The sequence below is a fragment of the Nocardioides sp. NPDC004968 genome (assembly GCF_040608935.1).
GTDB lineage: Bacteria > Actinomycetota > Actinomycetes > Propionibacteriales > Nocardioidaceae > Nocardioides.
In genome coordinates this window covers 22,871-49,157 of record NZ_JBEXJF010000040.1, presented here as the reverse complement: position 1 = coordinate 49,157, position 26,287 = coordinate 22,871, and the positions used below count along the sequence as shown (strand labels likewise).

At 68.4% G+C, this 26,287-nt stretch carries 34 protein-coding genes; 19 read left to right on the top strand and 15 right to left on the bottom strand.

Annotated features, from left to right (window positions below; genetic code table 11):
• Nucleotides 1–97: 97 nt before the first annotated feature.
• The 3 genes from ABZU72_RS24810 to ABZU72_RS24800 all read right to left on the bottom strand — a co-directional run bounded on the left by ABZU72_RS24810 (nucleotide 98) and on the right by ABZU72_RS24800 (nucleotide 2,937).
• Entirely contained in the window at nucleotides 98–1,036 is a 939-nt protein-coding gene (locus tag ABZU72_RS24810; RefSeq protein ID WP_355021454.1) for a MetQ/NlpA family ABC transporter substrate-binding protein, read from the bottom strand.
• A gap of 150 nt (nucleotides 1,037–1,186) precedes the next feature.
• The gene (locus tag ABZU72_RS24805) at nucleotides 1,187–2,032 is read right to left on the bottom strand and encodes an ABC transporter permease (RefSeq protein WP_355021453.1); all 846 of its coding nucleotides are present in this window, start codon (nucleotides 2,030–2,032) and stop codon (nucleotides 1,187–1,189) included.
• Nucleotides 2,029–2,937: an ABC transporter ATP-binding protein gene (locus tag ABZU72_RS24800; protein ID WP_355021452.1), complete on the bottom strand. Its 909-nt coding sequence runs from the start codon at nucleotides 2,935–2,937 to the stop codon at nucleotides 2,029–2,031. The genes ABZU72_RS24805 and ABZU72_RS24800 overlap by 4 nt, the downstream gene beginning before the upstream one ends.
• Nucleotides 2,938–3,069: 132 nt before the next feature.
• On the opposite strand from ABZU72_RS24800, the gene ABZU72_RS24795 reads away from it, so the two are divergent.
• On the top strand, nucleotides 3,070–4,254 hold the full coding sequence (locus ABZU72_RS24795) for a histidine kinase (RefSeq protein ID WP_355021451.1): 1,185 nt from the start codon (nucleotides 3,070–3,072) through the stop codon (nucleotides 4,252–4,254).
• A complete protein-coding gene (locus ABZU72_RS24790; RefSeq protein WP_355021450.1) occupies nucleotides 4,251–4,922 on the top strand; it encodes a response regulator transcription factor in 672 nt (223 codons plus the stop codon). The genes ABZU72_RS24795 and ABZU72_RS24790 overlap by 4 nt, the downstream gene beginning before the upstream one ends.
• Here the strand turns inward: ABZU72_RS24790 and ABZU72_RS24785 are convergent.
• On the bottom strand, nucleotides 4,919–5,089 hold the full coding sequence (locus tag ABZU72_RS24785; RefSeq protein WP_355021449.1) for a hypothetical protein: 171 nt from the start codon (nucleotides 5,087–5,089) through the stop codon (nucleotides 4,919–4,921). The two genes, ABZU72_RS24790 and ABZU72_RS24785, sit on opposite strands and share 4 nt — an antisense overlap.
• A gap of 112 nt (nucleotides 5,090–5,201) precedes the next feature.
• On the opposite strand from ABZU72_RS24785, the gene ABZU72_RS24780 reads away from it, so the two are divergent.
• The 6 genes from ABZU72_RS24780 to ABZU72_RS24755 all read left to right on the top strand — a co-directional run bounded on the left by ABZU72_RS24780 (nucleotide 5,202) and on the right by ABZU72_RS24755 (nucleotide 9,806).
• A complete protein-coding gene (locus tag ABZU72_RS24780; RefSeq protein ID WP_355021448.1) occupies nucleotides 5,202–5,666 on the top strand; it encodes a helix-turn-helix transcriptional regulator in 465 nt (154 codons plus the stop codon).
• A gap of 5 nt (nucleotides 5,667–5,671) precedes the next feature.
• On the top strand, nucleotides 5,672–6,094 hold the full coding sequence (locus ABZU72_RS24775) for a VOC family protein (RefSeq protein ID WP_355021447.1): 423 nt from the start codon (nucleotides 5,672–5,674) through the stop codon (nucleotides 6,092–6,094).
• 49 nt (nucleotides 6,095–6,143) lie between these two features.
• Entirely contained in the window at nucleotides 6,144–8,510 is a 2,367-nt protein-coding gene (locus tag ABZU72_RS24770) for an excinuclease ABC subunit UvrA (protein WP_355021446.1), read from the top strand.
• 114 nt (nucleotides 8,511–8,624) lie between these two features.
• A complete protein-coding gene (locus ABZU72_RS24765; protein ID WP_355021445.1) occupies nucleotides 8,625–9,107 on the top strand; it encodes a DUF6069 family protein in 483 nt (160 codons plus the stop codon).
• Between the two features lie 39 nt (nucleotides 9,108–9,146).
• On the top strand, nucleotides 9,147–9,617 hold the full coding sequence (locus tag ABZU72_RS24760) for a VOC family protein (protein ID WP_355021444.1): 471 nt from the start codon (nucleotides 9,147–9,149) through the stop codon (nucleotides 9,615–9,617).
• Between the two features lie 21 nt (nucleotides 9,618–9,638).
• Nucleotides 9,639–9,806, top strand: a complete 168-nt coding sequence (locus tag ABZU72_RS24755) for a hypothetical protein (protein WP_355021443.1) — start codon at nucleotides 9,639–9,641, stop codon at nucleotides 9,804–9,806.
• 33 nt (nucleotides 9,807–9,839) lie between these two features.
• On the opposite strand, the gene ABZU72_RS24750 is transcribed toward ABZU72_RS24755, so the two are convergent.
• Nucleotides 9,840–10,472, bottom strand: a complete 633-nt coding sequence (locus ABZU72_RS24750; RefSeq protein ID WP_355021442.1) for a class I SAM-dependent methyltransferase — start codon at nucleotides 10,470–10,472, stop codon at nucleotides 9,840–9,842.
• 73 nt (nucleotides 10,473–10,545) lie between these two features.
• On the opposite strand from ABZU72_RS24750, the gene ABZU72_RS24745 reads away from it, so the two are divergent.
• Together ABZU72_RS24745 and ddaH are read left to right on the top strand one after the other, a co-directional pair.
• Complete coding sequence (locus ABZU72_RS24745; RefSeq protein ID WP_355021441.1) at nucleotides 10,546–11,040, top strand: GNAT family N-acetyltransferase; 495 nt, start codon at nucleotides 10,546–10,548, stop codon at nucleotides 11,038–11,040.
• A 13-nt stretch (nucleotides 11,041–11,053) separates the two neighbouring features.
• Nucleotides 11,054–11,824, top strand: coding sequence for a dimethylargininase (gene ddaH / locus ABZU72_RS24740; RefSeq protein ID WP_355021440.1), 771 nt, complete (start codon nucleotides 11,054–11,056; stop codon nucleotides 11,822–11,824).
• Here the strand turns inward: ddaH and ABZU72_RS24735 are convergent.
• Nucleotides 11,815–13,188 (bottom strand): lipase family protein, encoded by a 1,374-nt coding sequence (locus tag ABZU72_RS24735; RefSeq protein WP_355021439.1) that lies wholly within the window; start codon nucleotides 13,186–13,188, stop codon nucleotides 11,815–11,817. The genes ddaH and ABZU72_RS24735 overlap by 10 nt on opposite strands.
• A gap of 116 nt (nucleotides 13,189–13,304) precedes the next feature.
• Nucleotides 13,305–13,919 carry a GyrI-like domain-containing protein gene (locus ABZU72_RS24730; protein WP_355021438.1) on the bottom strand — a complete coding sequence of 205 codons (615 nt, stop codon included), beginning with the start codon at nucleotides 13,917–13,919 and terminating at the stop codon, nucleotides 13,305–13,307.
• A gap of 81 nt (nucleotides 13,920–14,000) precedes the next feature.
• Here ABZU72_RS24730 and ABZU72_RS24725 point away from each other — a divergent pair, with 81 nt between their 5' ends.
• Both ABZU72_RS24725 and ABZU72_RS24720 read left to right on the top strand, forming a co-directional pair.
• The gene (locus ABZU72_RS24725) at nucleotides 14,001–14,402 is read left to right on the top strand and encodes a hypothetical protein (RefSeq protein WP_355021437.1); all 402 of its coding nucleotides are present in this window, start codon (nucleotides 14,001–14,003) and stop codon (nucleotides 14,400–14,402) included.
• Nucleotides 14,399–14,911 carry a putative immunity protein gene (locus ABZU72_RS24720; RefSeq protein WP_355021436.1) on the top strand — a complete coding sequence of 171 codons (513 nt, stop codon included), beginning with the start codon at nucleotides 14,399–14,401 and terminating at the stop codon, nucleotides 14,909–14,911. The genes ABZU72_RS24725 and ABZU72_RS24720 overlap by 4 nt, the downstream gene beginning before the upstream one ends.
• Before the next feature lie 7 nt (nucleotides 14,912–14,918).
• Here the strand turns inward: ABZU72_RS24720 and ABZU72_RS24715 are convergent, their stop codons facing one another.
• Both ABZU72_RS24715 and ABZU72_RS24710 read right to left on the bottom strand, forming a co-directional pair.
• Nucleotides 14,919–16,151: a low temperature requirement protein A gene (locus ABZU72_RS24715; protein WP_355021435.1), complete on the bottom strand. Its 1,233-nt coding sequence runs from the start codon at nucleotides 16,149–16,151 to the stop codon at nucleotides 14,919–14,921.
• 40 nt (nucleotides 16,152–16,191) lie between these two features.
• The gene (locus tag ABZU72_RS24710; protein ID WP_355021434.1) at nucleotides 16,192–16,701 is read right to left on the bottom strand and encodes a DUF1772 domain-containing protein; all 510 of its coding nucleotides are present in this window, start codon (nucleotides 16,699–16,701) and stop codon (nucleotides 16,192–16,194) included.
• A 54-nt stretch (nucleotides 16,702–16,755) separates the two neighbouring features.
• On the opposite strand from ABZU72_RS24710, the gene ABZU72_RS24705 reads away from it, so the two are divergent.
• Nucleotides 16,756–17,112, top strand: a complete 357-nt coding sequence (locus ABZU72_RS24705) for a TraR/DksA C4-type zinc finger protein (protein ID WP_355021433.1) — start codon at nucleotides 16,756–16,758, stop codon at nucleotides 17,110–17,112.
• Here ABZU72_RS24705 and ABZU72_RS24700 read toward each other — a convergent pair.
• A complete protein-coding gene (locus tag ABZU72_RS24700; protein ID WP_355021432.1) occupies nucleotides 17,109–17,315 on the bottom strand; it encodes a hypothetical protein in 207 nt (68 codons plus the stop codon). The two genes, ABZU72_RS24705 and ABZU72_RS24700, sit on opposite strands and share 4 nt — an antisense overlap.
• 32 nt (nucleotides 17,316–17,347) lie before the next feature.
• On the opposite strand from ABZU72_RS24700, the gene ABZU72_RS24695 reads away from it, so the two are divergent.
• Entirely contained in the window at nucleotides 17,348–17,770 is a 423-nt protein-coding gene (locus tag ABZU72_RS24695; RefSeq protein WP_355021431.1) for a DUF1304 domain-containing protein, read from the top strand.
• On the opposite strand, the gene ABZU72_RS24690 is transcribed toward ABZU72_RS24695, so the two are convergent.
• A complete protein-coding gene (locus ABZU72_RS24690) occupies nucleotides 17,751–18,749 on the bottom strand; it encodes an alpha/beta hydrolase (RefSeq protein ID WP_355021430.1) in 999 nt (332 codons plus the stop codon). The genes ABZU72_RS24695 and ABZU72_RS24690 overlap by 20 nt on opposite strands.
• Nucleotides 18,750–18,833: 84 nt before the next feature.
• On the opposite strand from ABZU72_RS24690, the gene ABZU72_RS24685 reads away from it, so the two are divergent.
• Nucleotides 18,834–19,847: a tyrosine-type recombinase/integrase gene (locus ABZU72_RS24685; RefSeq protein ID WP_355021429.1), complete on the top strand. Its 1,014-nt coding sequence runs from the start codon at nucleotides 18,834–18,836 to the stop codon at nucleotides 19,845–19,847.
• Nucleotides 19,848–19,857: 10 nt separating this feature from the next.
• Here ABZU72_RS24685 and ABZU72_RS24680 read toward each other — a convergent pair whose 3' ends face one another.
• The gene (locus tag ABZU72_RS24680; protein WP_355021428.1) at nucleotides 19,858–20,640 is read right to left on the bottom strand and encodes a class I SAM-dependent methyltransferase; all 783 of its coding nucleotides are present in this window, start codon (nucleotides 20,638–20,640) and stop codon (nucleotides 19,858–19,860) included.
• Between the two features lie 173 nt (nucleotides 20,641–20,813).
• Between ABZU72_RS24680 and ABZU72_RS24675 the strand changes: the two genes are divergently transcribed.
• Nucleotides 20,814–22,175 (top strand): FAD-binding oxidoreductase, encoded by a 1,362-nt coding sequence (locus ABZU72_RS24675; RefSeq protein WP_355021427.1) that lies wholly within the window; start codon nucleotides 20,814–20,816, stop codon nucleotides 22,173–22,175.
• Nucleotides 22,176–22,251: 76 nt separating this feature from the next.
• On the opposite strand, the gene ABZU72_RS24670 is transcribed toward ABZU72_RS24675, so the two are convergent.
• Complete coding sequence (locus ABZU72_RS24670) at nucleotides 22,252–23,073, bottom strand: alpha/beta hydrolase (RefSeq protein WP_355021426.1); 822 nt, start codon at nucleotides 23,071–23,073, stop codon at nucleotides 22,252–22,254.
• A gap of 104 nt (nucleotides 23,074–23,177) precedes the next feature.
• On the bottom strand, nucleotides 23,178–23,738 hold the full coding sequence (locus tag ABZU72_RS24665; protein WP_355021425.1) for a TetR/AcrR family transcriptional regulator: 561 nt from the start codon (nucleotides 23,736–23,738) through the stop codon (nucleotides 23,178–23,180).
• Nucleotides 23,739–23,807: 69 nt separating this feature from the next.
• On the opposite strand from ABZU72_RS24665, the gene ABZU72_RS24660 reads away from it, so the two are divergent.
• Entirely contained in the window at nucleotides 23,808–24,854 is a 1,047-nt protein-coding gene (locus ABZU72_RS24660) for a DJ-1/PfpI family protein (protein WP_355021424.1), read from the top strand.
• Here ABZU72_RS24660 and ABZU72_RS24655 read toward each other — a convergent pair.
• Nucleotides 24,777–25,148 (bottom strand): hypothetical protein, encoded by a 372-nt coding sequence (locus ABZU72_RS24655; RefSeq protein ID WP_355021423.1) that lies wholly within the window; start codon nucleotides 25,146–25,148, stop codon nucleotides 24,777–24,779. The genes ABZU72_RS24660 and ABZU72_RS24655 overlap by 78 nt on opposite strands.
• 118 nt (nucleotides 25,149–25,266) lie before the next feature.
• Here ABZU72_RS24655 and ABZU72_RS24650 point away from each other — a divergent pair, with 118 nt between their 5' ends.
• Together ABZU72_RS24650 and ABZU72_RS24645 are read left to right on the top strand one after the other, a co-directional pair.
• On the top strand, nucleotides 25,267–25,785 hold the full coding sequence (locus ABZU72_RS24650; protein WP_355021422.1) for a pyridoxamine 5'-phosphate oxidase family protein: 519 nt from the start codon (nucleotides 25,267–25,269) through the stop codon (nucleotides 25,783–25,785).
• A 48-nt stretch (nucleotides 25,786–25,833) separates the two neighbouring features.
• Nucleotides 25,834–26,283: a DUF3592 domain-containing protein gene (locus ABZU72_RS24645; RefSeq protein WP_355021421.1), complete on the top strand. Its 450-nt coding sequence runs from the start codon at nucleotides 25,834–25,836 to the stop codon at nucleotides 26,281–26,283.
• Nucleotides 26,284–26,287 lie beyond the last annotated feature (4 nt).

Genomic DNA, 26,287 nt, shown 5'->3' with positions numbered 1-26,287 from the left:
GGTCGGGAGGTTCTGCGCCCGAAGCTGCTCCACGATTCCTTAAGGAATTGCTGCCGGGGGAGCCGCACCAGCGGCTCCGCAACGTTGGCCGAGTGCGTCACTGACGCTCCTCCACCTGCTTCTCGGTGTCATCGAGCGACTTCTGCAGGTCCTCGACCGGGATCTTCACCAGCTCGGCGGTGTTGCCGGAGGTCTCGTAGACCCCCTGCTGCACGTCCTCGTTGGTCTGGAAGATCTCGACGAGCTTCTTGTAGGTCGCGTTGTCCTTGTCCTCGGCGCGTACGGCGAAGATGTTGACGTAGGGGAGCGCCTTGGGGTCGGAGGGGTCGTCGGTTGCGAGCGCGTCCTCGAACTTCAGGCCGGCGTCCTCGACGAAGTCGTTGTTGATGATCGCCGCGGCGACGTCGGGGAGCGAGGAGGCGGTGATCGAGGCCTGGACCGCCCTGACCTTCACCTTGGACGCGGCCGTGTCGACCTCCTTGACGGTGCTGAACGGGGTGCCACCGTCGGTCAGCTCGATCAGGCCCTTGGACTGCAGCAGCACCAGGCCGCGGGCCTGGTTGGTCTCGTCGTCGGGGACGATCACGGTCTCGCCGGCCTTGATGTCGTCGAGCGAGGTGTACTTCGAGGAGTAGAGACCCAGGGGATAGGTCGCGGTCGAACCGAGCGCCACCAGGTCGTCGTCGTTCTGGACGTTGTAGTCGGCCAAGAAGATGATGTGCTGGAACTGGTTGAGGTCGAGCTCGCCCTCCGACAGCGCCGGGTTGGGCTGGTTGTAGTCACCGAAGTTCTTGACCTCGAGATCGATGCCCTCTTCGCGAGCGGCGTCCTGGAAGGTGTTCCAGTAGGGGTCGTCGGCGCCGACGACGCCGATGGACACCTTGGTCAGCTCGCTGCCGGCGTCGTCGTCGCGGGTGAGGAAGAAGGCGAGGCCGCCGATCACGATGGCGGCGGCGACGACGATCCCGATGATCAGCGGGAGCTTGGACTTGGGGGCCTCGATGAGCGGGGTGGGCTCAGGCGTGTTGGAGGACACGGGTGGGAACCTCTTCTGGACGTTGAGAAATGCTGGGACAACGCGGTTGTTGTCCACCAACACAGTAGACTTAACGAAGATCACACCCGCGTACGCGGCCACACCCCGAGATCATGTCATCGACATGCCTCGAGGTGTGTTAGGCGCCGTTCACGCGAGGTCGCGTCGCCTCATCACGACCACCGCCGCGATCGCGGCGACCAGGACGTACGCCGCCACGGTGACCAGCGCCCGCTCGCCGGAGATCGCGTCGAGGACGCCCGGGGTGCCGTTGGGCCCGCCGATGATCGCGCCTGCCAACGAGCCTCCGGCGGTGCCCGGGAGGGCGTCGGTGACGGTCTCGATGCCCGGGAGCAGGCTGCCGACGCCACGGAGCAGGTTCTCCACCACCAGCGACCAGACCAGCCCCAGTCCGACGGCGAGCGCCGGCCCCTTGGCGAGCACGCCGACGAGGAACCCGAGCAGCGCCCACATCTCCAGCACCAGGAACCCGGAGCCGAAGGACTGCGCCAGGTCGCTCATGGCCGGCATGGTGATCGACTGGCCCTCGCTCGCCGCGATCGCCACCGAGACACCCGCGCACAGACCCAGGGTCGCGGTCATCATCGCGAAGATGAAGATCGTCACCGCGGTCAGAGAGCCGCCGACGGCGGCGAACCGGCTCGGCCCCTGGGTGAAGACGGTCTTCCAGGTGCCCCAGCCGAACCCGTTGCCGGCCACCAACGCACCGACCACCATCGCCAGGGCACCACCGAACATCGGCAGGCCGCTGACGATGACGTCGGGGATCGCGCTCGGCATCAGCTCGGAGAGCAGCTGGGCGTTGCTGGCGCCGTCGCCGGCGAAGTTGTCGTCGCCGGTCTTGTAGGCGACGTAGTTGAAGACGTACCCGAAGGAGAGCGACAGAGCCAGCCAGGCGCCGACGATCACCCAGATCGCCGACCACTTGCGCAGTCGCAGCAGCTCGGCGGAGGTGCTGTTCACAAAGGCGTTCATGACACGAGCTCCTTGTTGCTGGTCATCTCGAAGAAGGCGTCCTCCAGGGAACGCTCCGCGACAGTGACCTCGTGGACATCGATGGAGTGGGCGACCAGATGACGTACGACATCGGGGGCCGCGGTGACAGGAAGGTCGACCTCGAGCGTCTCGTTGCCGATGCGGCGTACGCCCTCGTCGCCGGCCATCCGCATCAGAGCCGCCAGGGCGGCGTCTTCGGGGGTGGCCCGGACGCGTAGGGTCGCGCCACCGCGCAGGTCGGCGACGGTGGACTCGCGCAGCAGGCGGCCGTTGTTGATCACACCGACGCGATCGCAGATCTCCTGCACCTCCGCGAGGATGTGGCTGGAGAGGATCACCGTCTGGCCGGCCTCGGCGAGCGAGACGACGAGGGCCCGCATGTCGGCCATGCCGGCCGGGTCGAGCCCGTTGGTGGGCTCGTCGAGGACCAGCAGGTCCGGTGAGCCGAGCATCGCGGCGGCGACGCCGAGGCGCTGCTTCATCCCGAGCGAGTAGCCCTTGAAGGCGTCCTTCGCCCGGTCGGCGAGGTCGACCATCTCGAGCACCCGGTCGACCTCGGTGTTCGGCAGCCCCTGGTAGCGCGCCAACGTGCGCAGGTTGTCGCGGCCGTTCAGGTAGGGGTAGAAGCCGGGGCCCTCGATCAGGGCGCCGATGCGGGCAGTGACCTCGGGTCGTCCGGCGGGACGACCCAGGACGCTGGCCGTTCCGGCGGTGGGCCGGATCAGGCCGAGCATCATCCGCAAGGTGGTCGTCTTGCCGGCCCCGTTGGGGCCGAGGAAGCCGTACACCTCGCCACGCATGACGGTCATGCTGACCCGGTCGACGGCGAGCCTGTCGCCGTACCGCTTGGTCAGCCCGTCGGTCTCAACCACGAGTTCGTTCATGCCTCTCACGCTCTCGTGACCGCCCCTGGGTCGCATCGGCGTCGGCGATGCTCCCGGTTACGCAGATCTGCGTAGGCGGCTGGCCGCATTTGTCGTACGCCTCGCGCGGCCGCGCGAACTAGGGTCAGGTCCATGTCCCGGATCCGTCGCCACTGGCTGCCGTGGCTGGTCGTCGTGGTGGAGCTGGTCGGCTCACTGGGCAGCAACGCCCGCACCGACACCCGGGGCCCGGCGCTCCTCGGGGCACTGCTCGCCCTCGTCGCCATCCTCCCGGTGCTCCTGCAGCGGCCTCGCGGCTGGATGCTCGCGGTCAGCGGGCTGTGCGCCGGGGCCTACTTCACCGCGGGCTATGCCGAGGGACCGATCTTCACGGCGGTGCCCGTGGTCACCTTCGCGGTGGCACTGTCGCTGCCGCCGCGACGCTGGATCGGGTGGGCGGCCGTGGCCGCGGCGCTGGTCGCCACCGGGATGGTGCTGAGTCCCGAGAGCCCCCAGTTCGACGGCGGTACCGGACGAGGGCCCTGGGGACAGGGTGGCGGCCCGGAGAGTGACCTCTCGCTGTGGCAGGCCTTCGGGCAGGTGGCGCTCATCGCCGCCTGCGGTGCGATCGCGAGTGCGCTGCGCTCGCGCAACGAGGCCCGGGCCCAACGGCAACGACGGGTGGTCAGCGAGGAACGGGTGCGGATGGCCGCCGACCTGCACGACGGCGTCGGACACGGGCTCGCGGTGATCGCGATGCAGGCCGGTGCCGCGCTGCACGTTCTCGACCGCGATCCCGAGGCGGCCCGCCGCAACCTGGAGGCGATCCGTGCCGAGAGCAAGGAGTCGCTCGACCTGCTGCGCCGGCAGCTGGCCCGGCTGACCGACACCGAGACCGGCGCCGGTCCGGCCCCGCGGGCACCGGAGCACGGGCTCGCCGACCTGCCTGCTCTCGTCGAGCGGGTGCGTACCGGGGGACTGGAGGTCTCCCTCCGCCTCGAGGTGGATTCGGCGTCGGCGGAGGCGGAGCGGGCCGCGTACGCAGTGGTCCAGGAGGGGCTCACCAACGTGCTGCGGCATGCCGCAGCGACGCGAGCCGAGGTGTCGATCGTCTCGACCCCCGCGGCCGAGATGGTCGTGACAGTCGACGACGACGGGCGGGGATCGGACATGTTGAGCGGGGAAAGGCGTCCCGGGATGGGAATTGTGGGAATGCGGTCGCGCGTGGAGGCACTTGGGGGCACCCTAGAGGCGGGGCCGGAGGTACGGGGCTTCCGGCTGCGGGCTTCCCTCCCGCTTTCAGGGTCCTCGGCGGGTGGCGCGGAGGGGCTGGCATGAGCATCACCGATCACACGCTGATCAGGGTTGCTCTGGTCGATGACCAGCCCCTCGTGCGCATGGGTCTGGCGACGATGATCGGCGCCGAACCCGACCTGGAGGTCGTCGGCGAGGCCTCCGACGGCAGCGCGGCGCTGCCGATGCTGCGCCGCACCCACCCCGACGTGGTCCTGTGCGACATCCGGATGCCGGTCCTCGACGGCCTCGGCCTGCTGGAGCAGGTCACCCGCGACCCCTCGTTGAAGGACGTACGGGTGGTGATGCTGACGACCTTCGAGCTCGATGAGTACGTCTTCGAGGCGTTGCGGCTGGGAGCGAGCGGGTTCCTGCTCAAGGACGCCGAGCCGGTCGCGCTGCTCGACGCGATCCGGGTCGTCGCCGACGGTGGCTCGCTGCTCGCCCCGACGGTGACCAAGCGGGTCATCGAGGAGTTCGGCTCCTCACGCCGGGCGGCGAACCCGCATCCGCGTCTGGGTGATCTGACCGAGCGTGAGCGGGAGATGGTCGCCTGGGTGGCCACCGGCCGCTCGAACGCCGAGATCGCCGCCGAGCTCGTGGTCAGCCCGGACACGGTCCGTACGCATGTCTCGCGCGCGATGGTGAAGCTGCATGCCCGTGACCGCGCCCAGCTCGTCGTCTTCGCGATCGAGTCCGGGCTCAAGATCTAGGCGGCGAGCGAGACGCTGCCGGGCATCACGACCGGGGCGCACGAGCACGTGTCGCTGCAGGCCAGGTAGGTGTGCACCTCGTGGCCGCATCGCGGGCACGGCAGGAAGTGCGACATCGGGAAGCTGTGTACGTTGGTGCTCTCGGGGTTCTGAACTGTGTCCCACATGACTTTCTCCTATCCGCGTTTTGTGCCTTCACCTACTCCACGAGTGTGCGCGCCCGAATTCGACACTTTTACTTCGACACGCGGCAGATTCATCAAATGGGAGGATCGGAGGGTGACGACGAAACCCGATCAGGAGCAGCGACTACGCGACCTGAAGCTGCTTCGGAAGGTCAAGGACCGGGTCGACCGGGAGTACGCGCAGCCGCTGGATGTAGAGGCTCTCGCTGCCGGCGTACACATGTCGGCCGGCCATCTGAGCAGGGAGTTCAAGAAGGCCTACGGTGAGCCGCCGTACTCCTATCTGATGACCCGCCGCGTGGAGCGGGCGATGACGCTGCTGCGGCGCGGTGATCTCAGCGTCACCGACATCTGCTTCGAGGTCGGGTTCTCCTCGCTGGGCACCTTCTCCACCCGGTTCAGCGAGCTCGTCGGAATGTCGCCGAGCGTCTACCGGGAGAGGGCCGTCGCCGGAGAGGCCGGGATCCCTCCGTGCGTGTCCAAGCAGGTCACCCGTCCGATCAGACGGAGTTCGATCAGGAATAGAGAAGCGCCAAGGCCCGATCCTTACCTAGCGTGAGCGCCATGGACATCAACATCTGCCACAGCTACCTGCCGCACACCGACCCCGAGGCCTCGCTGAGGTTCTACCGCGACCTGCTGGGGTTCGAGGTGAGGAAGGACGTCGGGTACGAGGCGATGCGCTGGCTCACGATCGGGCCGCCGGCGCAGCCCGCCGTGAGCGTCGTGCTCTACCCGCCGCTGGCCGACCCGAACATCAGCGAGGAGGAAGGCCGGGTGATCCAGGAGATGATGGCCAAGGGCACCTTCGCCAGCCTGATGCTCTCCTCCACCGACGTCGACGCCGCGTTCGAGAAGATCCAGGCCGGTATCGAGGCGAGCGGCGGCGAGATCATGTCGGAGCCGACCGACCAGGACTGGGGCATGCGGGACTGCTCCTTCCGTGACCCGGCCGGCAACACCATCCGGCTGCAGCAGGTCAAGTGAGTCGGAAATGTGCAGGCCTGGATTCACGCCTCCGACTAGCCTGATCGCCATGACCGACCCCCGCTCGAACGAGCACAGCGCAGACACTCACGACCTGATCCGTGTCCAGGGGGCCCGGCAGAACAACCTCAAGGACGTCTCGGTCGAGATTCCCAAGCGCCGGCTCTCGGTGTTCACCGGGGTGTCGGGGTCGGGGAAGTCCTCGCTGGTCTTCGGCACGATCGCGGCAGAGTCGCGGCGACTGATCGACGAGACGTACTCGACGTTCATCCAGGGGTTCATGCCCAGCCTGCCGCGGCCCGAGGTCGACGCGATGGAGGGGCTGACCACCGCCATCCTTGTCGACCAGGAGCGGCTCGGCGCCAACCCGCGCTCGACGCTCGGCACGGTCACCGACGGCCACGCGATGCTTCGCCAGCTCTTCTCACGCCTGGGGGATCCCTACATCGGCGGGGCGACAGCGTTCTCGTTCAACATCCCGACCACCAAGGTCGGTGGTGTCTCGGTCACGGAGTCGGGCAAGAAGAACGTCATCAAGCAGGAGATCTACCTCGGCGGCATGTGCCCGAAGTGTGAGGGCCGCGGCGTCGTCTCCGACCTGGATCTCGCTGCCATCGTCGACGAGTCCAAGTCGCTCAACGAGGGCGCGATCCTCGTGCCCGGCTACAAGGCCGACGGCTGGATGGTGAAGGGTTTCGCCGAGACGGGCCTGCTCGACGGGGACAAGCCGATCAAGGACTACACAGAGACCGAGCGCCACGACTTCCTCTACAAGGAGAAGGGCAAGATCAAGGCGCTCGGGATGAACATGACGTACCAGGGGCTCATCCCCAAGCTGCGCGAGTCGGTCTTCAGCAAGGACCCCGAGCAACTGCAGCCGCACATCAAGGCGTTCGTGGAGCGTGCGGCCGTCTTCGCGTCGTGCCCGACCTGCGGCGGCACCCGTCTGAACGAGTCAGCCCGCTCCTCGAAGATCAGGGGCCTCGACATCGGCGAGGTCGCCGCCATGCAGATCACCGACCTCGCCGAATGGCTGCGCGGGATCGACGAGCCGGGCGTCGCCCCGCTGATCCGGTCGCTGCTCCACCTGTGCGACTCGATGACCGAGATCGGGCTGGGCTATCTCTCCTTCGACCGGCCTTCGGGGACCCTGAGCGGCGGTGAGGCGCAGCGTACGAAGATGGTGCGGCACCTGGGGTCAGCCCTGACCGATGTGACCTACGTCTTCGACGAGCCCACCGTGGGGCTGCACCCGCACGACATCGAGCGGATGAACAAGCTGCTGCTGGACCTACGCGACAAGGGCAACACCGTGCTCGTGGTCGAGCACAAGCCGGAGACGATCGCGATCGCCGACCGCGTGTTCGACCTCGGACCGGGGGCCGGCAGCGACGGCGGGACGATCTGCTTCGAGGGGACGTTCGACGACCTGGCGAAGGCGGACACCCTCACCGGACGTCATCTGGGACATCGGGCCTCGCTGAAGGACAGCGTGCGCAAGCCGACCGGCCATCTGGAGATCCGTGGGGCGACCTCGCACAACCTGAAGAACGTCGACGTCGACATCCCGCTCGGAGTGTTGACCGTGGTCACCGGTGTCGCAGGCTCGGGCAAGTCCTCGCTCATCCACGACTCGATCCCGCGCGGAACCGATGTGGAGTTCGTCGACCAGAGTGCGATCAAGGGCTCGCGACGGAGCAACCCGGCGACGTACACAGGCCTTCTGGAGCCCATCCGCAAGGCGTTCGCGAAGGCGAACGGTGTGAAGCCGGCGCTCTTCTCCGCCAACTCGGAGGGAGCGTGTCCGACCTGTAAGGGCAACGGGATGATCTTCACCGAGCTGGGGTTCATGGAGACCGTCTCGAGCCCGTGCGAGGACTGTGGCGGGAAGCGGTTCCAGCCGCTGGTGCTGGAGTATCGCCTCGGCGAGCTCAACATCGCCGAGGTGCTCGACCTCTCCGTCGCCAAGGCGCACGACTTCTTCTCCGCGGGAGAGTCGAAGGTGCCGCCGGCGGCGAACATCCTCGGACGGATGCAGGACGTCGGGCTGGGCTACCTCAAGCTCGGCCAGCCACTCAACACCCTCTCCGGCGGCGAGCGGCAGAGGATCAAGCTGGCCATGCACCTGGGGGAGAAGGGCGGGACGTACGTCCTGGACGAGCCGACCACCGGTCTCCACCTCGCCGACGTCGACAACCTGCTGGCGCTGCTCGACAAGCTGGTCGACGCCGGCAAGTCGGTGATCGTGATCGAGCACCACCAGGCGGTCATGGCTCACGCCGACTGGATCATCGACCTCGGCCCGGGTGCCGGTCACGACGGCGGCCTGGTCGTCTTCGAAGGTACGCCCGCCGAGCTCGTCGCCAAGAAGTCGACCCTCACCGGCGAGCACCTGGCGGCGTACGTCGGGGCCTGACCTGACGCGCCGGGTGGCGCGAATCACGCCCGGTTGCGGCCGTCTGGATGCGGTCGAGGTAGTGGGTCTCTCTTAGTGTGAATTGGTTTCAGCATCAATCAAGGAGCACCCGAGATGACCCTCTACCTTCCCGAGCACAGGCGGACCACGGCGGCGGAGATGGCTCCGGTGCGGGAGCGGCCGGCGCGGGTATGGCCACGCGGGCTGGTGGCCACCGCCATCGCCGCGGTCGCCACCAGCCTGATGGCCGTGATCGCCAAGGCGGCCGGGATCGACTTCGGCAGCAGCGTGGGCGACGTGCCGCTCGCGGCGTTCCCGATGCTCACCGTCTACTGCTCGCTGATCGGCATCATCATCGCCGAGGTGATGATCCGGGTGGCAACGATGCCCCGCTCGACCTTCCAGATCACCATGATCGTGCTCACCGGGCTCTCGTTGGTCCCCGACGTGCTGCCGTTCTTCGAGTTCGATCTGGCCTTCGTCGGCGTCCTGTGCCTGACCCACATCGTCGCCGCCGCGATCGTGGTCCCCATGATCGCCGGGCGGATGGAGGAGCGCCGCGGCCTCGGTCTGCCCGCTCCTGCTCATCGTCGATAGCGGACGCCGACCGTCCTGATTCGGTGTCATGGTGGAGCCATGGCACTCGAGACCCGCACCTTCCAGGTCACCTTCGACGCGCACGACCCACGCGCGCTCTCCACGTTCTGGCGGGACGTCCTCGGCTACGTCCATCCGGGTCCACCGGGGGTCGAGGTCGCCGAGGGCAGCGAGCCGCTGGATGCGTGGGACGAGTTCCTCGCTCGTGTCGGGGTACCGGAAGACCAGCGCAACAACGCTTCGGCGATCGAGGATCCGGCAGGCGCCGGTCCGCGCGTCTTCTTTCAGCGCGTGCCGGAGTCGAAGACCGCCAAGAACCGCGTCCACCTCGACGTCCGGGCCGCTCCCGGGCTGCAGGGTGAGGACCGGATGGCCGCACTCGAGGCGGAGTGCGAGCGCGTCGTCGCGCTGGGAGCCACCCGCGTCCGCCGCTTCGAGCCCGACCCGCCGATGAGCCTCGGCTTCATCGTCATGCAGGACCCCGAGGGAAACGAGTGGTGCCTCGACTGAGCTTCTCCCTATCCGCCGGGCATGAAGATCAGGGCGGCTGTCGTCGATGACGCCGAGGCGTTGACCGACCTCCATCTCGACGTGTGGGAGGAGGCGTACGCCGGTCTGATGCCCGACCGGATCTTCGCCGAGCGGAGATCTCTGCGGTCGGTGAGGGTCGGCATCGAGCGCAGGATGGTCCGCGGCTGAGGACCTACCCTCGGCGTGAAAAGAATTTTTCTTTCACGCCGGTAGGGCACGGCGGGCGAGCAGGGTCGAATCGTCGATCTGGACCGGGACGCCGTCGCGGATGGTCAAGCGCGGGCGCTGCTCGACGACGACCGGCTCGAAGCCGCCGGGGAGGCCGGGGACCAGGTCGGAGGCGAGGAACATCGCGTTGTGGTGGCCGTGGCGCGCGAAGACCTCGGAGGGCGCGTGGCCGACGACGAGGAGGTGGCCCCCGGGCGCGACCGCGGTGGCCAGGCGGCCGGCGACCTCGACCATGCTCCCGTCGGGGGTGTGCAGGAAGTGGCACGTGACCAGGTCGAACTCGCGGCCCTCGGCGTCGAAGGTGCGCGCGTCGACCTGCCACCAGGACGTACGGTCCGCGACCCCGGCGCCCTCGGCATGCCGCCTCGCCCGGGCCAGCCCGTTGGCCGAGAAGTCGGCGCCGGTGACCGTCCAGCCCTGCTGCGCGAGCCAGATGACGTCGCCGCCCTCGCCGCAGCCGACATCGAGCGCCGTGCCGGGCGTCAGTTCGGAGATCTCGGCGACGAGCTGCGGGTTCGGGTTGCCGCTCCAGACCTTCTCCTCGCCGGCGTAGCGCTCCTCCCATGACTCCGGCTCGAACATCCTGCGTCCCTCGTCCTCGCTCATGGGCTCAATCTAGCCTCCGCCCCCGTCAAAACCTGGTGCGTTCGGAGCATGCAGTGTGGTTGCCTGACCGGCGATGATCACGCTGAGCGAACCACCCCGCCTGGTCCGTCCGACGACGGCCGTACGCACCTCCTATCTCACGGGCGAACAGGCCGACTGTCTCCTGCGCGGTACCGACACCGACTGGCTCGGGCCGGCCAGCAAGGACTTCGACGCGTTCGTCGCTGCCCGGGACCATGACAAGGAGCGCTGGGACGTGATGTCGACGGTCTACTGGTACGTCTCCGAGGAGCACTATCTCGGCACCCTCGTCGTGCGCCACACGCTGACCCCCGAGCTCGCCGTCGACGGCGGTCACATCGGCTACCACGTCGTCGCGCCGTGGCGGCGCCAGGGCCACGCGACCCGCATGCTCGAGCTCGGTCTGGAGAAGGCCCGCGAGCACGGCGTCTCGCGTGCCCTGCTCACCTGCGTCCCCTCCAACGAGCCGTCCCGGCGGGTGATCGAGAAGAACGGGGGCGTGCTCGACGAGCAGCTCGGCAACGAGCTCCGGTTCTGGATCGGGTAGGGATACTTCACCCATGCACGCTCTCGTACGCCGCCCCTCGCCCCGCCTCGCCGAGGGGCTCGTCACCCACATCGAGCGGAGCCCGGTCGACGTCGGCCTCGCCCAGGAGCAGTGGGAGACGTACATCGCGGCGATGCGCTCCGCCGGCTGGACCACCCACGAGGTCGATCCCGCCGACGACTGCCCGGACTCGGTCTTCGTCGAGGACACGATGGTCGTCTTCGCGGACCTGGCGGTGATCAGCCGGCCGGGTGCCCTGGAACGGCGCCCGGAGATCGACGCGGCCGAGCACGCGGTCCGCTCGCGGGGCTACCGGATCGCCCACATCGAGGCGCCCGGAACTCTCGACGGCGGCGACGTGCTCAAGCATGGCGACACCGTGTGGGTGGGGGAGGGCGGGCGTACGAACGCCGAGGGGGTCGCTCAGCTCCGGGCACTGCTCGGACCGCTGGACGCCGAGGTCGTCGCCGTCCCCCTCACGAAGGTGCTCCATCTGAAGTCGGCCGTCACCGCGCTGCCCGACGGCACCGTCATCGGCCACGAGCCGCTGGTCGACGACCCGAGCGTGTGGGGAGCCCGGTTCCTGCCGGTCCCGGAGGAATCGGGCTCCCACGTGGTCGTCCTCGACTACCGCACGCTGCTGATGGCCGCCTCGGCACCGCTGAGCAGAGCGATGTTCGAGGAGCGCGGCTACACGGTCGTGCCGGTCGACATCTCCGAGTTCGAGAAGCTCGAAGGCTGCGTCACCTGCCTGTCCGTGCGGCTACGCACGGCTCAGGGCTGAACGGGCATCGACGCGCAGTTGGACCCGGCGGCGACACCCTTGACCCGGTCGGTGACCCAGTTGATCGCGGCGGTCTGGTCGACGAGCAGCGGGGTGACGTGGTTGGTGACCAGCCCGTCGCCGAGGTTGGGCAGGATGACCGCCTGGTAGGTCACCTTCGCTCCCCGACCACACCAGTCGACGGCCAGCTGCCGAGACTGCTCGTGCGGGACGATGTCGTCCTGGGTGCCGGTGGCCAGGCGTACCGGGATCCGCGGGGCCACGTGCCCGAGCTTCTGCTCGGAGATGATCGACCGCACCGCCGGCTCGCGCTCGATGATGTCGTCGAGGCTCTCGCCGGTCTTGGTCCAGCTGGTGCTCCGCTGGAACGGGTAGCCGAAGATCCCGTCCGCGACGCACGCCGTCGAGAGGTCCTCCAGCGCCGCCTGACCTGCCTCGTTGAGGTTCTCGTCCAGGATCGGCCGCAGCTCCGGGTTGGACTGGGCGAGACCGTTGATGGTCCAGGCCAGCGCCGCCACCAGCGCCGAACCGTCGATGCCGACCGCGGTCGCGCGCAGGTCGGCGGGCGGAGCGCCGACGTAGGCGCCCACGAGGTTGATCTCGGGAGCGTACGTCGAGGCGAGCTCGGAGGCCGACCCGGTCGCACCGCCGCCCTGGCTGTAGCCATAGAGCGCGACCCGAGACCCGGCGGTCACCGATGCGTCCGGGACCTCTCGCGCTGCGCGCGCGGCGTCGAGGACGGCATGACCCCCTTCGACCCGGTCGACATAGGTGTGGAGCCGGTCGGTGGCGCCCAGGCCGACGTAGTCGGTGACCATCACCGCCACGCCGCGCGCCAGGAGACGGTAGATCCCGATGTCCTCGTAGCCCACCGAGACGGTCTTGCCGTTGAAGAGGATCGGGCGCTCCAGGCCGAGCGAGGCCGAGCACTGGTCGCCCTGGCCCATGGTGCCGGGCGCGACGACCACGAGCGGCCGGTCGCCGGCACCGCTCCAGGCCGCGAACGGCTCGATGTAGGCGCCGGTCACCGCGGCCGGGGCGCCGTTGTTGTCGGTCGTCTTGTACATGACCCGGGTCGCGGTGCCGGGCAGCGAGCCGATGCCCGGGATCGAGAGGCCGACGCCGAGGGGGAGGGGCTCGGTGCGTACGAGCGCACCGTCGGCGTCAGGAAGCGTTGCCGGTGGGTTGTAGAACTCCGGGATCTCGACGCCGCGGGAGACGACGGCGGTGCTCTGGTCGGCGGCCTCGGCCGGCGAGGCCAGGGCGGCGGGCATGACGGCGGCGACGGCCAGAGCCGTCACCAGGGTGCGTACGGCGTGCTTGCCGGGACGCTTCACGAACAGCCTCGATGCGTGCTGAGCCATGGGGGACTCTCCTCACGTGAGCGGGACCGCTGCGTCCCGAGTTACTGAAGAGTAATGTGAGCACGGTCACGCTGACAAGAGTTTCAGTCCACACTTGTACACCGAGATTCGCGGGCCTACGAGACGACCGGCTGGCGCAGGATCGTCCGGAGCTTCGCGGGCTCCACCCGCCGCGGGTCACCCAGATAGATCTCGTGGTGCTTCCCTGTCATCCGCAGCCCGTTCTCGGGGATGAACCGCTCGTGCAGCTCCTCGAGCACCGGGCCCTCGTCGTCGTAGGACCCGATGTGCAGCGTCTGCACGCAGGTGCCTTCCGCGAGCGTCTCCAGGCGCACCTTGCCCAGGCTCGCCGGGCGGTCCTTGGCGCCGACCTTCGCGACCGCCTCGTCGAACATCTGTGCGGTCACCCAGTCGGGCGTCATGATCATCGCTGTCCAGTCCCATTGCGACTTGTCCCGTTCCCGGGTGAACACGTCCATGTCCTCGGCCCACCACAGCGCCTCCAGCGGCGGCACCACATAGTCGCGGCCATCGTTCTTGCTGGTGAACTTCAGCTTGTACGCCACCGGGTAGAGCGCCGCGAGCGCATCGGCGTACTCCTGGGAGGTGTTGGGATCACCGTGCCCGTCGACCATCAGGTAGGGGAGTGGCGGCACCTCGAGCACCCGGAACTCACCCTGACGTGCCCGATAGCTGTCGAGCGTCTTCTTCAGATCCACCTTCGCCGCCATGGGGCCATGATGTCGCGCCACGGACGCCGACGGACGCGAAACTCGCGTGCCGCCGCCGACGTCTGCGCCTACGCTCCGGACATGGCAACCGTGGCGGACGTCCGCTGGCTCGGCTCGAGCCTGGAGCGGTCCTACGAGGTCTTCGTACGCGGCCGGCTGAAGTTCCGGGTCGGCTCGATCGTCTATGTCGCCTTCTCCCTGGACGAGACCGAGATGGGGTTCGGCTTCCCGAAGGAGGAGCGTGCCGCGCTGGTCGCGAGCGCGCCCGACAAGTTCCACCTGCCCCGCGAGTCGGAGATGCGGTTCAACTGGGTGGAGTCGTCCCTGGCCGCGCTCGACCCGATCGAGGCGTGCGAGTTCGTCGTGGACGCCTGGCGCCTCTGCGTGCCGAAGAAGGTCGCCGCCGCCTACGACCTCACCCATCCCGACGGCCCCGGACCCGACCGTCCGGAGACCGGGCCCGAGACCGGGGGAGAGCGATGATCCTGGCCAAGGAGCGTGACCCGCGCCTGATCACGGTCCGCCGCGGTGGCACCCTCACCGAGGCGGACCACCAGCTGCTCGCGCTGTGGGCGGCGACCTGCGCAGAGCACGTCCTCCCGCTCTTCGAGGCGGAGTGCCCCGACGACCCGCGGCCACGGGAGGCCATCGAGGCCGCGCGGGCCTGGACCCGCGGCGAGCTGAAGATGATGGAGGCGCGTGCTCTCGGCGGTCACGCCATGGGCGCGGCCCGGCCCTTGCGCGGGGCTGCCCGCAACGCCGCCTACGCCGCCGGGCAGGCCGGCGTGGTCGCCCATGTCGCCGCCCACGACCTGGGGGCGGCTGCGTACGCGATCAAGGCTGTACGCGACGCCGCGCCGCCCGGCGAGGCCATCGAGGCCGGGCGCCGGGAGTGCCGCTGGCAGCGCGAGCAGCTCCCGGAGCCCATCCGCGAGCTCGTCCTCGACGATCAGCGGATCCGCAACGAGATCTGCTGGTCGGTCTTCGACTGAGGACGTCTCAGAGAGCCTCGACATCGGCGGCAACGTGGCGATAGCCCCACGATTCGTAGACGACGACCGTCACGTAGGGCGCAGCGGCGATGATCAGCAGCGACCAGCCGAGCGAGACACCAGCTGTTGCCGCGACCACCCCAAGCGCCAGGACCGCGAGCATGCCGAGGGCCAGGTTGACGTGCAGCATGTCGACGCGCCTCATCAGCGCTGAGTAGATGCCGAAGTAGGCGATCGTGAAGACTGCCAGCGGGATCGCGACTGAGAGCACCGCCCCGAGCACGCCGATGGTCGCCTCGCCCTCCATGACGTACGCCGCCACATGGATGCCACCGCCGAAGGCTGCCACCGAGGCGAAGATGATGATGTGGCCGTAGGCGAAGATCCAGGCCCGTTGTCGATGGCGCTCGATGAAGTGCGCGAACGGAATGATGTAGTAGTCCCACCAGATCCCGAAGGCCAACAGCGTGCCGGCGACCACGAGCAGGATCGACTCCTGCGACCAGCCGACATGCTCGACCGCCGAGGCCACTGCCGCGACTGTTCCGAGGATGACCTCGCCCAGCGTGATGATGAGCAGTAGCCCGTAGCGCTCAGCGATGTGCTCGGCATTCCACGGCATGCCCCAGCGGCGTTTGGCGTAGATCGGGCCGATCATCTCGATGCCGTAGAAGACGACCGACGCGAGCACCACCAGTGCCACCGAGCTCGTCTGGGCCACCGCGAGGCCCACCCAGCCGATCTGCGCGACGAGGATCGAACCGGCGTAGGTGAGCGCGGTATTGCGGTAGGCGGGGGACTGCGACGCGGCCCGGAGCCATTGGGCGACCATCGCGACGCGCATCACGACGTAGCCCCCGACCAGGACGCGGTTGTCGAGCACTCCGCCGTGGTCGATCGACTCGAACAACGGCGCCACGCCGAGGGCCACGACGATGGCACCGGCCATCTGCACGATCGTGAGAGCGCGGAAGACCCAGTCGTCGGTGTCGAACCCGGAGGCGAACCACGCGAAGTTGATCCATGCCCAGCAGATAGCCACGACGGTGAACAGGAACCCGCCGATCGCGGGCCCCAGGTGTTCCTCGGCGACCAGGTGAGCGAACGCGTTGCCGGCTTGCGCGAATGCGACGACGAACGCCAGGTCGAACAGCAACTCCAGGGGAGTGGCGGAGCGGCCCTTCTCGTTGGGGTCGCGTCCGCTCATCCGCATCAGCCGGTGAGGTTGCACCGCAGTCATGGCGAAGATCTTGCCACCACCGCGGCGTCTCGGCGAGAGGTCAGGCCGAGAGTCGACCCTGGAGGAACAGGCTCCACGCGAGGCAGCCGAGTGCGGCAGTCGTCGTGAGGGTCCGTACGACATTCCAGCGGACCCATCTCGCCTCGTCGAACGCCTCGCGGACCTGGCCGAGGTCGGCGATCCGGTCCGGTGATCCCGCCGCCTTGAGCGCGTCGTTGAGCGGGAGGTGGACTGCGATGGTGATGACGAAGGCGACCAGGTAGAGAACCAGCGCGGCCACCACCCACAGCAGCAGCCGGCGCACGTCGGACCCGAGGGACAGCGCCACGACCAGCGCGGTGAACGCGAGCGAGCCGAGGAACCCGCTCGCCATGAACCAGGGGTTGATGATCGCGCGGTCGAGCGCCTGGAACGAGCCGACGAACGTACGGTCGTCCGTGGCTTTCAGACCGGGCATGATCGTGTGCGCATAGAGAGCGAAGTAGCCCGCCATCAGGCCCATGGTCATGGTCGCGGCGACCAGCGCCAGGGTTCGCAGATCCTCGATCACGCGGCCAGACAATCGGGTTTCGGAGACGGGGGCCATCGAATTACCGTCGACCACATGGATCAACCGCGCGAACGGCTCGAGGCGGAGCGCCGGCAGACGCTCGCGCGCCTGGCGGACCTCAGCGCCGACTTCGACGCCGTCGTCGCGGCCTCGCGCGACACCAACGCCGATGACGAGCACGATCCCGAGGGTGCGACGATCGCCTTCGAACGATCCCAGGTGCAAGCGCTCGTACGTCAGGCGCGCGAGCATCTCGCCGAGATCGATGCTGCCACGGAGCGCGTGGACGCGGGGACGTACGGGACCTGTGAGGACTGCGGCCGGCCGATCGCCGAGGGTCGGCTCGAGGCGCGCCCGGTGGCGCGCACCTGCATCAACTGCGCCGGGAAACCGAGGGCACGGCTGCGCTAGCGGCGATGCCGACCGGGCTGGTCACGCATCTCGACGAGATCGTCATGGATCCGGCGTGCGCGCCGTCTCTCCAGCCTCGCCAGCAGGAAGCCGGCGGCGGCCGCGAGCACCATCAGGACGACGAGCACTACAACCGTGGTGCCCACCATGTCCAGGACGTTGCTCCCCATGGCGAGCAGGTACCCGATCGCGGCAGCGCCCATGCGCGAGGATCGGTTACTGTCAGCCTCAGCTGGTGCTCGAGCACCCAACCGGGAAGAGGTCTGTGATGGTCGTTGCTGGATTGGTGCTCGCCGCCCTGGCCGCCCTGGTGCACGTCTACATCTTCGTCATGGAGTCGTTGACCTGGACGAGCCCGAAGACGCGGGCGGTGTTCGGGATCGGCGCCGAGGAGGCCGAGGCGACCAAAGAGCTGGCTTTCAACCAGGGCTTCTACAACCTGTTCCTCGCCATCGTCACCGCGGTCGGCATCGTCCTGTACCCGGTGTGCTCCGCAGCGGTCGGCTCGGCTCTGGTCTTCGCCGGAGCCGGCTCCATGGCGGCCGCCGCGGCAGTGTTGTTCATCTTCTCGCCCGACAAGCGCAGCGCGGCTCTCAAGCAGGGCGTGATCCCGCTGCTCGCCGTCGTGGCCCTGGCGATCAGCGTGGCTCTGAGCTAGCCAGGAACTCGAGCAGGAGCTGGTTGGTCTCCTCGGGGCGCTCCTGCTGGAGCCAGTGACCACACCGGGGGAGTAGCACCGATCGAGTGAGTCCCGGCAGGGTCTGGTCGAAGCGTTCGATCTGGCGCCTGCCGGTGATCGCGGGGCCGTCGTACTCGCCGGCGACGAAGAGCGACGGCACCCTGATCGGCACGTCGCTGAAGGCCGCCAGATCCTCCCAGTCGCGGTCGATGTTGCGGTAGCGCGCGAGCGGTCCGAGGAAGTCGGAGTCGGCGAACTCGCGGGCGTAGAAGTCGACGTCGGCATCGGTCAGCCACTCAGGCATCGTGGTGGGGTAGACGAACTGGTCCGAGAGCCGGTCGCCGCGGGGAACCAGCCCTAGCGCCCCGCGGGGATCACCGCCGGCGGCGAGTACGCCGTCGCCCGAGATCGAGTAGTAGATACCGAGCAGCCAGCGGCGTACGTCGGGCAGGATCTCGGCCTCGACGACACCCGGGGTCTGGAAGTAGGAGATGTAGAAGTCTTCGTCGTCGCCGCCGGCCTGTGCCATCGCCTCTGTGGGCCGACGGCGTCCGGAGGGGCTGAACGGCACCGACAGACCGGCTACGGCGGTGAACACGTCCGGCCTCAGCTGAGCCGTTGTCCAGGCGATGGGAGCGCCCCAGTCGTGCCCGACGATGGTGGCCGTCTCCGCGCCCAGGGCGTGCACCAGGCCGACGTTGTCGCCGACATGACGCAGCATCCGGTAGTCCTCGATGGCGGTCGGTTTCGAGGAGCCGCCATATCCACGTACGTCGATCGCGACCGCCCGGTAGCCCGCGTCGGCGAGCGCGGCGATCTGGTGGCGCCACGAGTACCAGGACTCCGGAAACCCGTGCACCAGGATCACGAGCCGGCCGTCCGCCGGCCCTGACTCCACCCAGTGCAGGTCGATTCCGTTGACGTGTTCGGTGCGGTGAGTCACAGCGGTGTCGGCCACGGCTGGAGTCTGCCACCTCGCCAGAATTCCGCGATAGTACCCCCTATCGCAGAAATGTTCGAAAAGACTGTAATATCGGGGGATGTGAGCGTACCTGACGATGGTGTGATGTTCGGCGATGTCGTCGAGGACTTCCTGACAGACCGGGCCACACTCACGCGCCGCGGGCTCAACGACAAGTCGCGCAACGCCTACCGGCAGGACATCGCCGCCTGGGCGCGGCAGTTGCATGTCGACGCGGGCGGCGAGCCTGATGCCGATGTGCTGGCGCTGGTGTCGATCTCGGCGCTGACCGACCAGAACGTACGCATCGCCTACAGGTCGCTGCGGGAGAGCTCGGCCGCGGCGACCTGTCAGCGCCGCGTCGGCACGCTGCGGCTCTTCACCCACTGGCTGCAGCTCGAGGGACACCTGCTGGTGGATCCGACGCTGCGTATCGAGGCACCCGAGCGGCCCAGCCGGCTGCCGGCGGGCTGGAGCGTCGACGAGCTCCGCCGCCTGGCACGGGTCGCTTCGACTCCACGCGAAGGCACTGACCGGCGCCGCTGGCCGGCTCGTGACAGGGCGATCTTCGCGGTGCTGGTCACCACCGGCGTACGTGCCGCGGAGCTGTGCGGTCTCACCATCGGCTCCATCCGGCGCGAACCCGACGGCGAGACGCTGGTGCGGGTCATCGGCAAGGGCGATAAGCAGCGCAACCTGCCGCTGCCGCCCGAGGCCGTCGATGCGGTCGACCTCTACCTGGTCGAGCTGGAGGCCCGTTTCGGCGCTCGCGACGCGGCCGACAGCCTGTTCGTGCTGACCTCGGGCAAACAGCTGCGACCTGGCGCGCTCAACCACCTGGTCGAGACCTGGATCCGTCTGGCCGGCGTCCCGAAGCAGCCTGGCGAAGCCGCGCACGCGTTTCGGCACAGCGCCGCCAAGGGACTGATCCGTTCCGGCGTACCGGTGCCTGCGGTGCAAGGGTTGCTCGGTCACGAGGACCTCAAGACCACCGGGATCTACGTCAAGGCGACAGCCGCCGACACGCGCGACGCCGTGCTGCTGTCGCCGGCGCGCGAAGTGCTGCGAGAGACGGCTGTGCCGCCGTCTGACTGAATCTGGTTGATCACTCGTGTGGCTTGACCGCGCGGGTTGCGATGTAGGCGGACAGGTGCTGGGCCGTGACGTCTGCGTGGTGCGGCGCTTCGCTGAGGTGCGTGAGGATGAACCCAGCGGCCAGCTGCCCGCCGATCTGCTCGCTCAGCGAGTGGCTGTACTCGATCGGGCCGTTCCCGTACGCGCGCATCCGGTCGGCCTCCGAGAGATCGAGCGAGCTGAACGGCAGCCGGTGACGTACCACCAGCTCCCGCCGGTCGAGCGCCACCTCGTCGAAGATGTAGACGTCCGGGTTCATGAATCCGACCATGAGCGTCCCGCCGGGGCGCAGCACGCGGAACGTTTCCCTCCAAACGGGCGTGAGGTCGGGGCAGAACACGTTCGACACCGGGTTCACGATCACGTCGAGGCTGGCGTCGTCGAAGACACCGAGGTCGCGCATGTCGCCGAGGACGGTACGAAGCTCCAGGCCGTCACGAGCGGCGACCTCGTCATCGCGGGCCAGCTGCTTGGGCGAGTTGTCCAACACGGTCACCGTGGCGCCCGCCGCCGCGAGGACCGGACCTTGCTGGCCACCGCCGGAGGCTAGGCAGAGCACTCGGGCACCAGCCAGCTCGGACGGGAACCAATCACGCGGGATCGGCTCGTGACCGATCAGAACCACCGACCAGTCGCCTTGACGTGCCTTCGCGATGACCTCGGGACCAACCGGCCGCGACCATTCGTTGTCGTTGTCGACCAGTTCGTCCCACGCGACGCGGTTGTGTGCGGTCGGGTCGAAGTCTTCACTCACAACAGCGAACCCTAACGCCCCTGTTTCGACCAATGGGTTAGTCGCCGATAATGCACATTATGTCAACTGACGTCCCTTGAGTCCCTCATACGGCCGTCCCCCGCTGTACCGGAACTCGATGACGTGGCGTCGCCGGAGTGGTTGCCACGACTGCGTCGGATGACGCTGAAGTCATGACATCCATCAACGAACTTCGCAAACAAGTGACGCGGGTCGTCGCACCCGACGATCCCGACTACGAAACGGCTCGAGCCGTCTGGAACGGAATGATCGACCGTCGTCCGGCCGCTGTCGTGCCGGCCGCGAACGTCGACGACGTCATCGCCGCAGTGAACTTCGCACGCGACACCGGCCTGGCGCTGGCCGTACGTGGCGGCGGGCACAGCTCGCCTGGTTACGGGACGATCGATGACGGCTTGGTCATCGACCTGTCCCCCATGCGTTCCGTCGAGGTCGATGCCACCGCGCGGACCGCTCGCGTGGGTGGCGGCGCGACACTGGCGGACCTCAACGACGCCACCCACGCGCACGGCCTGGCCGTGCCTGGCGGGATCGTGTCGACGACCGGCGTCGGCGGCCTCACGCTCGGCGGCGGCATCGGCTACCTCACGCGCGGTTTCGGTCTCTCGATCGACAGCCTTCGCTCAGTCGACGTCGTCACCGCGGACGGACAGCTCCGTCGCGCCAGTGAGTCCGAGAACGCCGACCTGTTCTGGGCGCTCCGCGGAGGCAGCGGCAACTTCGGGGTCGTCACGAGCTTCGAGTTCGACCTGCATCCCGTGGACCAGGTCGTCGTCGGACTCTTCTTCTACGAGCTGGAGCACGCGGGCGATCTGCTGCGGTTCTTCCGCACGTGGATCCCCGAAGCGGACGAACGCTACGGGGCTTTCCCAGCGTTCCAGGTGGCCCCTCCCCTCCCATTCCTCCCGGAGGACCGCCACGGCGACACGCTCTGCGCCGCCGTCGTCCACTGGAGCGGGCCCGTCGAGGAGGGCGAGGCGGCGATGCAGCCGTTCCGTGACTTCGCGCCGCGCGTCGGCGAGATGGTCGGGCCGATGCCGTATCCGTGGCTCAACAGCGCCTTCGACGACCTGTTCCCCCATGGCGTACGCAGCTACTGGAAGGGCAACTACGTCACCGAGCTGACCGACGAGGCGATCGAGGTGCACCTGGCCCACGGCCCCAAGGCGCCGAACGCGAGCTCGACGATGCACCTGTACTCGATCAACGGGGCTGCCTCCCGTGTCGGCGCGACGGACACCGCGTTCTCCTACCGCCACGCGACGTTCTCGACGGTCATCGTCTCCGCCTGGCCGGACGCCTCCGACGACGACGCCCACATCGCATGGGTCCGCGACTACGCCGCCGCGCTCACGCCGCACTCCGAGGCCGGGGGCTACGTGAACTTCATGTCCGACGACGACCAGGGCCGCGTCACCGACACCTACGGCAGCAACTACGCGCGACTCAGGAAGGTCAAGCAGGCCTACGACCCGGAGAACCTTTTCAGCCACAACCAGAACATCACGCCCTGACGACGCCGGCTCGCCGGCGCCAGGTCGTGGCGCGGGACCACACGAGGCGGTACCGCGCCACGGAGTCGCTACTCGCTCACTTCTTGATGAAGGCGAGGATGTCCTGGATCAGCTCCTGCTGGTACGCACCGAAGATCCCGTGCGGGGCGCCCGGGTAGACCTTGAGCGTGCCGTCCTTGACCAGCTCGATCGACTTCAGCGCCGCGTTCCCGATCGGCACGATCTGGTCGTCGTCGCCGTGCGCGATGAAGATCGGCACATCGAGAGCCTTCAGGTCCTCGGTGAAGTCGGTCGCCGAGAAGGCCGCAACACACTCGTACGCCGCCTGGATCCCGGCGAGCATCCCCTGGCGCCAGAAGTCGTCGATCGCGCCCTGCGACGTCTCGACGCCGTCGCGGTTGAAGCCGAAGAACGACGGCGCCAGCTCGCGGTAGAAGTTCGAGCGGTCGGCGAGCACGCCGGCCCGGATCCCGTCGAACACGTCGATCGGGAGCCCCTCGGGGTACGCCTCGGTCTGGAGCATGATCGGCGGGACCGCACCGATCGTGACGACCTTGGCGACGCGTCCGTTGCCGTGCTGGGCCGCGCAACGGACGACCTCTCCCCCGCCGGTCGAGTGGCCGACGAAGACCGCGTCGCGCAGGTCGAGATGCTCGACGAGCTCGGCGAGGTCGCGCGCGTAGGTGTCCATGTCGTTGCCCTGCCAGGGTTGGGCGGACTTACCGTGGCCACGGCGGTCGTGGGCGATCACCCGGTAGCCGGCGTCGGCGAGCGTCTTGCGCTCGAGCGACCAGGCGTCCGAGCTGAGCGGCCAGCCGTGGCTGAACACGATCGGCTGACCGGTCCCCCAGTCTGAGTAGTGGATGTCGGTGCCGTCGGACGTGGTGAAGAAGGGCATGGTGCTCCTGTTGGATCGGTGAGCGAGGACGCCACAATCGTCGCCGCATACACCTCCCCGAGTCGCCTGCCCGAACGGCCGCGAATCCCTCGGAAACGGACGCGTCAGGCCAGGACGAGCCGGTCGACGTAGGCGTTTGCCGACTCGCGCAGCTCTCGCCGCGACGTCGCCGTGGCCCCGGCCTGGATCAGAGCCTGCGAGAAGAGCAGGATCTCGCGCGCCAGCGTGCCTGCTCCGGTGCCGGTTCCGATGCGGGCCGCGATCCGCTCCTCCATCACGTCGAGGGTCCGCCTGCAGATGTCGACCACCTCGGGGTCGCGGTCGGCGAGCTCTGCCAGCGACCGCACCATGAGGCAGCCGAGGCGCCGCGGATCTCCGGTGCAGTCGTCGGCGATGCGCAGCAGGTAGCGGCGTACGGCTTCACGGGCTCCGCCCTCCCCCGCCAAGGCGTCGGTCGTCAGGGTGATCCTGCCGCCGCAGTAGGCCTCGAGGGCGGCGAGGAAGAGGCCGCGCTTGCTCCCGAACGCCGCGTAGATGCTGCCGTTGCCCGCGCCGGTGTGCTCGGCGAGGTCATGCATGGAGGTTCGCTCGTAGCCATGCTCACGGAACACGTCGAGCGCTGCGTCACGTACCGCCGTGACTGAGATCTCCCGAGGTCTGGCCATTCCCCGAATGTACCGGTCTTCATGACCACCGTTATGGAATACTCAATCCATAACCTGGAGAGGATGTCGATGGCTGGTACGAGGCGACGGATCGGGTTCCTCCTTTTCGACGGTGTGAAGGCGCTGGACTACGTCGGTCCCGCAGAGGTCTTCGTGGAGGCGAACCAGGCGACAGAGGCGTACGAGGTGGTCCTGCTCTCCCCTTCGGGCGACGCGGTGACCTCGTCGATCGGCGGCGGTGTCGCCGTGAGTGCCGCCGCAGCCGACGCCCCACCGCTCGACACACTCATCGTGCCGGGCAGCGAGCGTGCGCCGTCGGCCTTCGTGACCGACGAGCTGCTCACCGCCGCGCAGATCCTGGCCGGCCGGGCCAGACGCGTCGTGTCGATCTGCAGCGGGGCGTTCGTGCTCGCGGAGCTCGGCCTGCTGGACGGGCGCAGCGCGACCACCCATTGGAAGTTCACCGATGACCTGGCACTCCGGTTCCCCCTCATCGACGTGCAGCCGGACCGGATCTTCGTACGTGATCGCCACGTCGCGACATCCGCCGGCGTCGCCGCCGGCATCGACCTTGCGCTGGCCCTGGTCGAGGACGACCTCGGCGCGGCAACAGCGCAGCGGGTCGCGCAGGGGCTCCTGGTCTACCTGCGGCGCTCGGGCGGACAGACCCAGTTCTCCGCTCCCCTGCGCGCTCTGGCCGTGCCCGAAAGCCCGGTGCGCGTCATCACCGAGCTCATCGCCCAGGACCCGTCGTACCGGCACAGCGTCATCTCGCTGGCGCGTCACGTCAGCATCAGCCCGCGCCACCTCACGCGCCTCTTCCATGACGAGGTCGGGATGAGCCCAGCCGAGTACGCCGCCAGCGTACGTTTCGATCTGGCGCGGAGCTGGCTGGAGGCCGGCCGCTCGGTGGCGCAGGCGGCCTCGGATGCCGGTTTCTCGAGCGCCGAGGCCCTCCGCCGCACCTTCGTCGCACGCCTGGGTATCTCACCCTCGGCCTACCGCCGCGGCATCCGCACCCAGATCGGAGTCACAACGTCAGGACCGGCGACTCTCACCTTCGCGCAGGGCAAGGATCGTGCGGGCGTCGGCAGCCGTAGCGACCGCCAGCGCTGACGCGGCGATCTTCGGCCCGAGATTGCCCTCGCTGCGCGCGAGGCTCACGCAGTACGCCGCGATCGCCACGTTGAGCCCGGCGCGAGCCGCCATCCACGGCAGCCGGCGGCGCCCCGCCAGCAACCCGGGCACCAGCGCCAGGTCCGCGACACCGATCGCTCGCAGCGCCGTGGGGTGATCACCGAGCTTCAGCGCCCGGCCCACCTGCTCCGGCGCGAGGAGGATCGCTGCCCCGATCGGCAGCGTGGCCAGTCCTACGAATGCGGCCGAGCGCCGCGCACTCTCGTGGTCCATGAGAACCATCTTGTCCGACGGCTGGTGATCTCGCGCGCGGGATGTAGAGACGATGGGAACGTCTCCGTTCATGGAGTGAATGCGACCAGCCGAGGTCGCCACATCCGAGGAGACGCAGATGTCGAACACCATGCAGCCCGGCGAGATCGACGAGGTCCTCAGCCGTCCGCTGAGCCAGGAGCTCCTGGCGCGGGACCTGACCCGACTGGCGTACGTCGCCAAGGACGGCACCCCGAGGAACGTCCCGATCGGGTTCGCCTGGAACGGCTCAGAGGTCGTCATGTGCACCACGCCCAACTCCCCCAAGCTCATCTCGCTGCGCCACAACCCGGTCGTCGCCCTGACCATCGACACCGAGGTGCACCCGCCCAAGATCCTGTTCATCCGTGGCATGGTCGAGCTCGACTACGTCGACGGGATCCCCTGGGAGTACCTCCAGATGAACGGCTCCTACCAGATGACGCCCGAGCAGCGGGTCGTCTGGGAGGCCGAGGTCCGCTCGCTGTACGAGCGCATGGTCCGGATCGTCGTCACCCCGACCTGGGCGAAGGTGATCGACTTCGACACCACGCTTCCGACCCAGGTCGAGGAGCTGGTCCAGCAGCGCGCCGAGCGGGAGGCCTCCCGATCCCGGTAGGGCTTCCCGCGAGCCGTTGCACTCCTCTGGCCTGTCGTGCGTGGTTCCATGACGACCATGGTGATCGGTTGGGGGTTCTTCTTCGGGGGTCTGCTCTTTGCCGCGTTCGGCATCTGGTTCGTCGTCTGGGGCGTGATCCAGCGCCGGCGGCTCAGAACCTGGACGCCGGCGACAGCGACGATCCGCGAGTTCGAGACCCGCAGGGTGAGCAGCGGACAGCATGGCTCGCGGACCAAGCTGATCGCGCACTACGAGTATCGGGGCCCCAACGGCGAGGAGTACGCCGGCGAGGGCGCCCTGGACAACCAGCGGTTCGCGGTCGACGGTTCGGCGCTCCCCCTGGCGATCGTCATCGATCCGCTGGACCCGAGTCGCTCGATGGTCGGATCCGAAGGCGCACCCATCGGCTGCCTGGTCGCGATGGCGATCCCGTTCACAGTGTTCGGCGGTGTCTTCGCCATGATCGGCTGGGCACTGACGGGTGTGACGGTCGTCTGAGCGA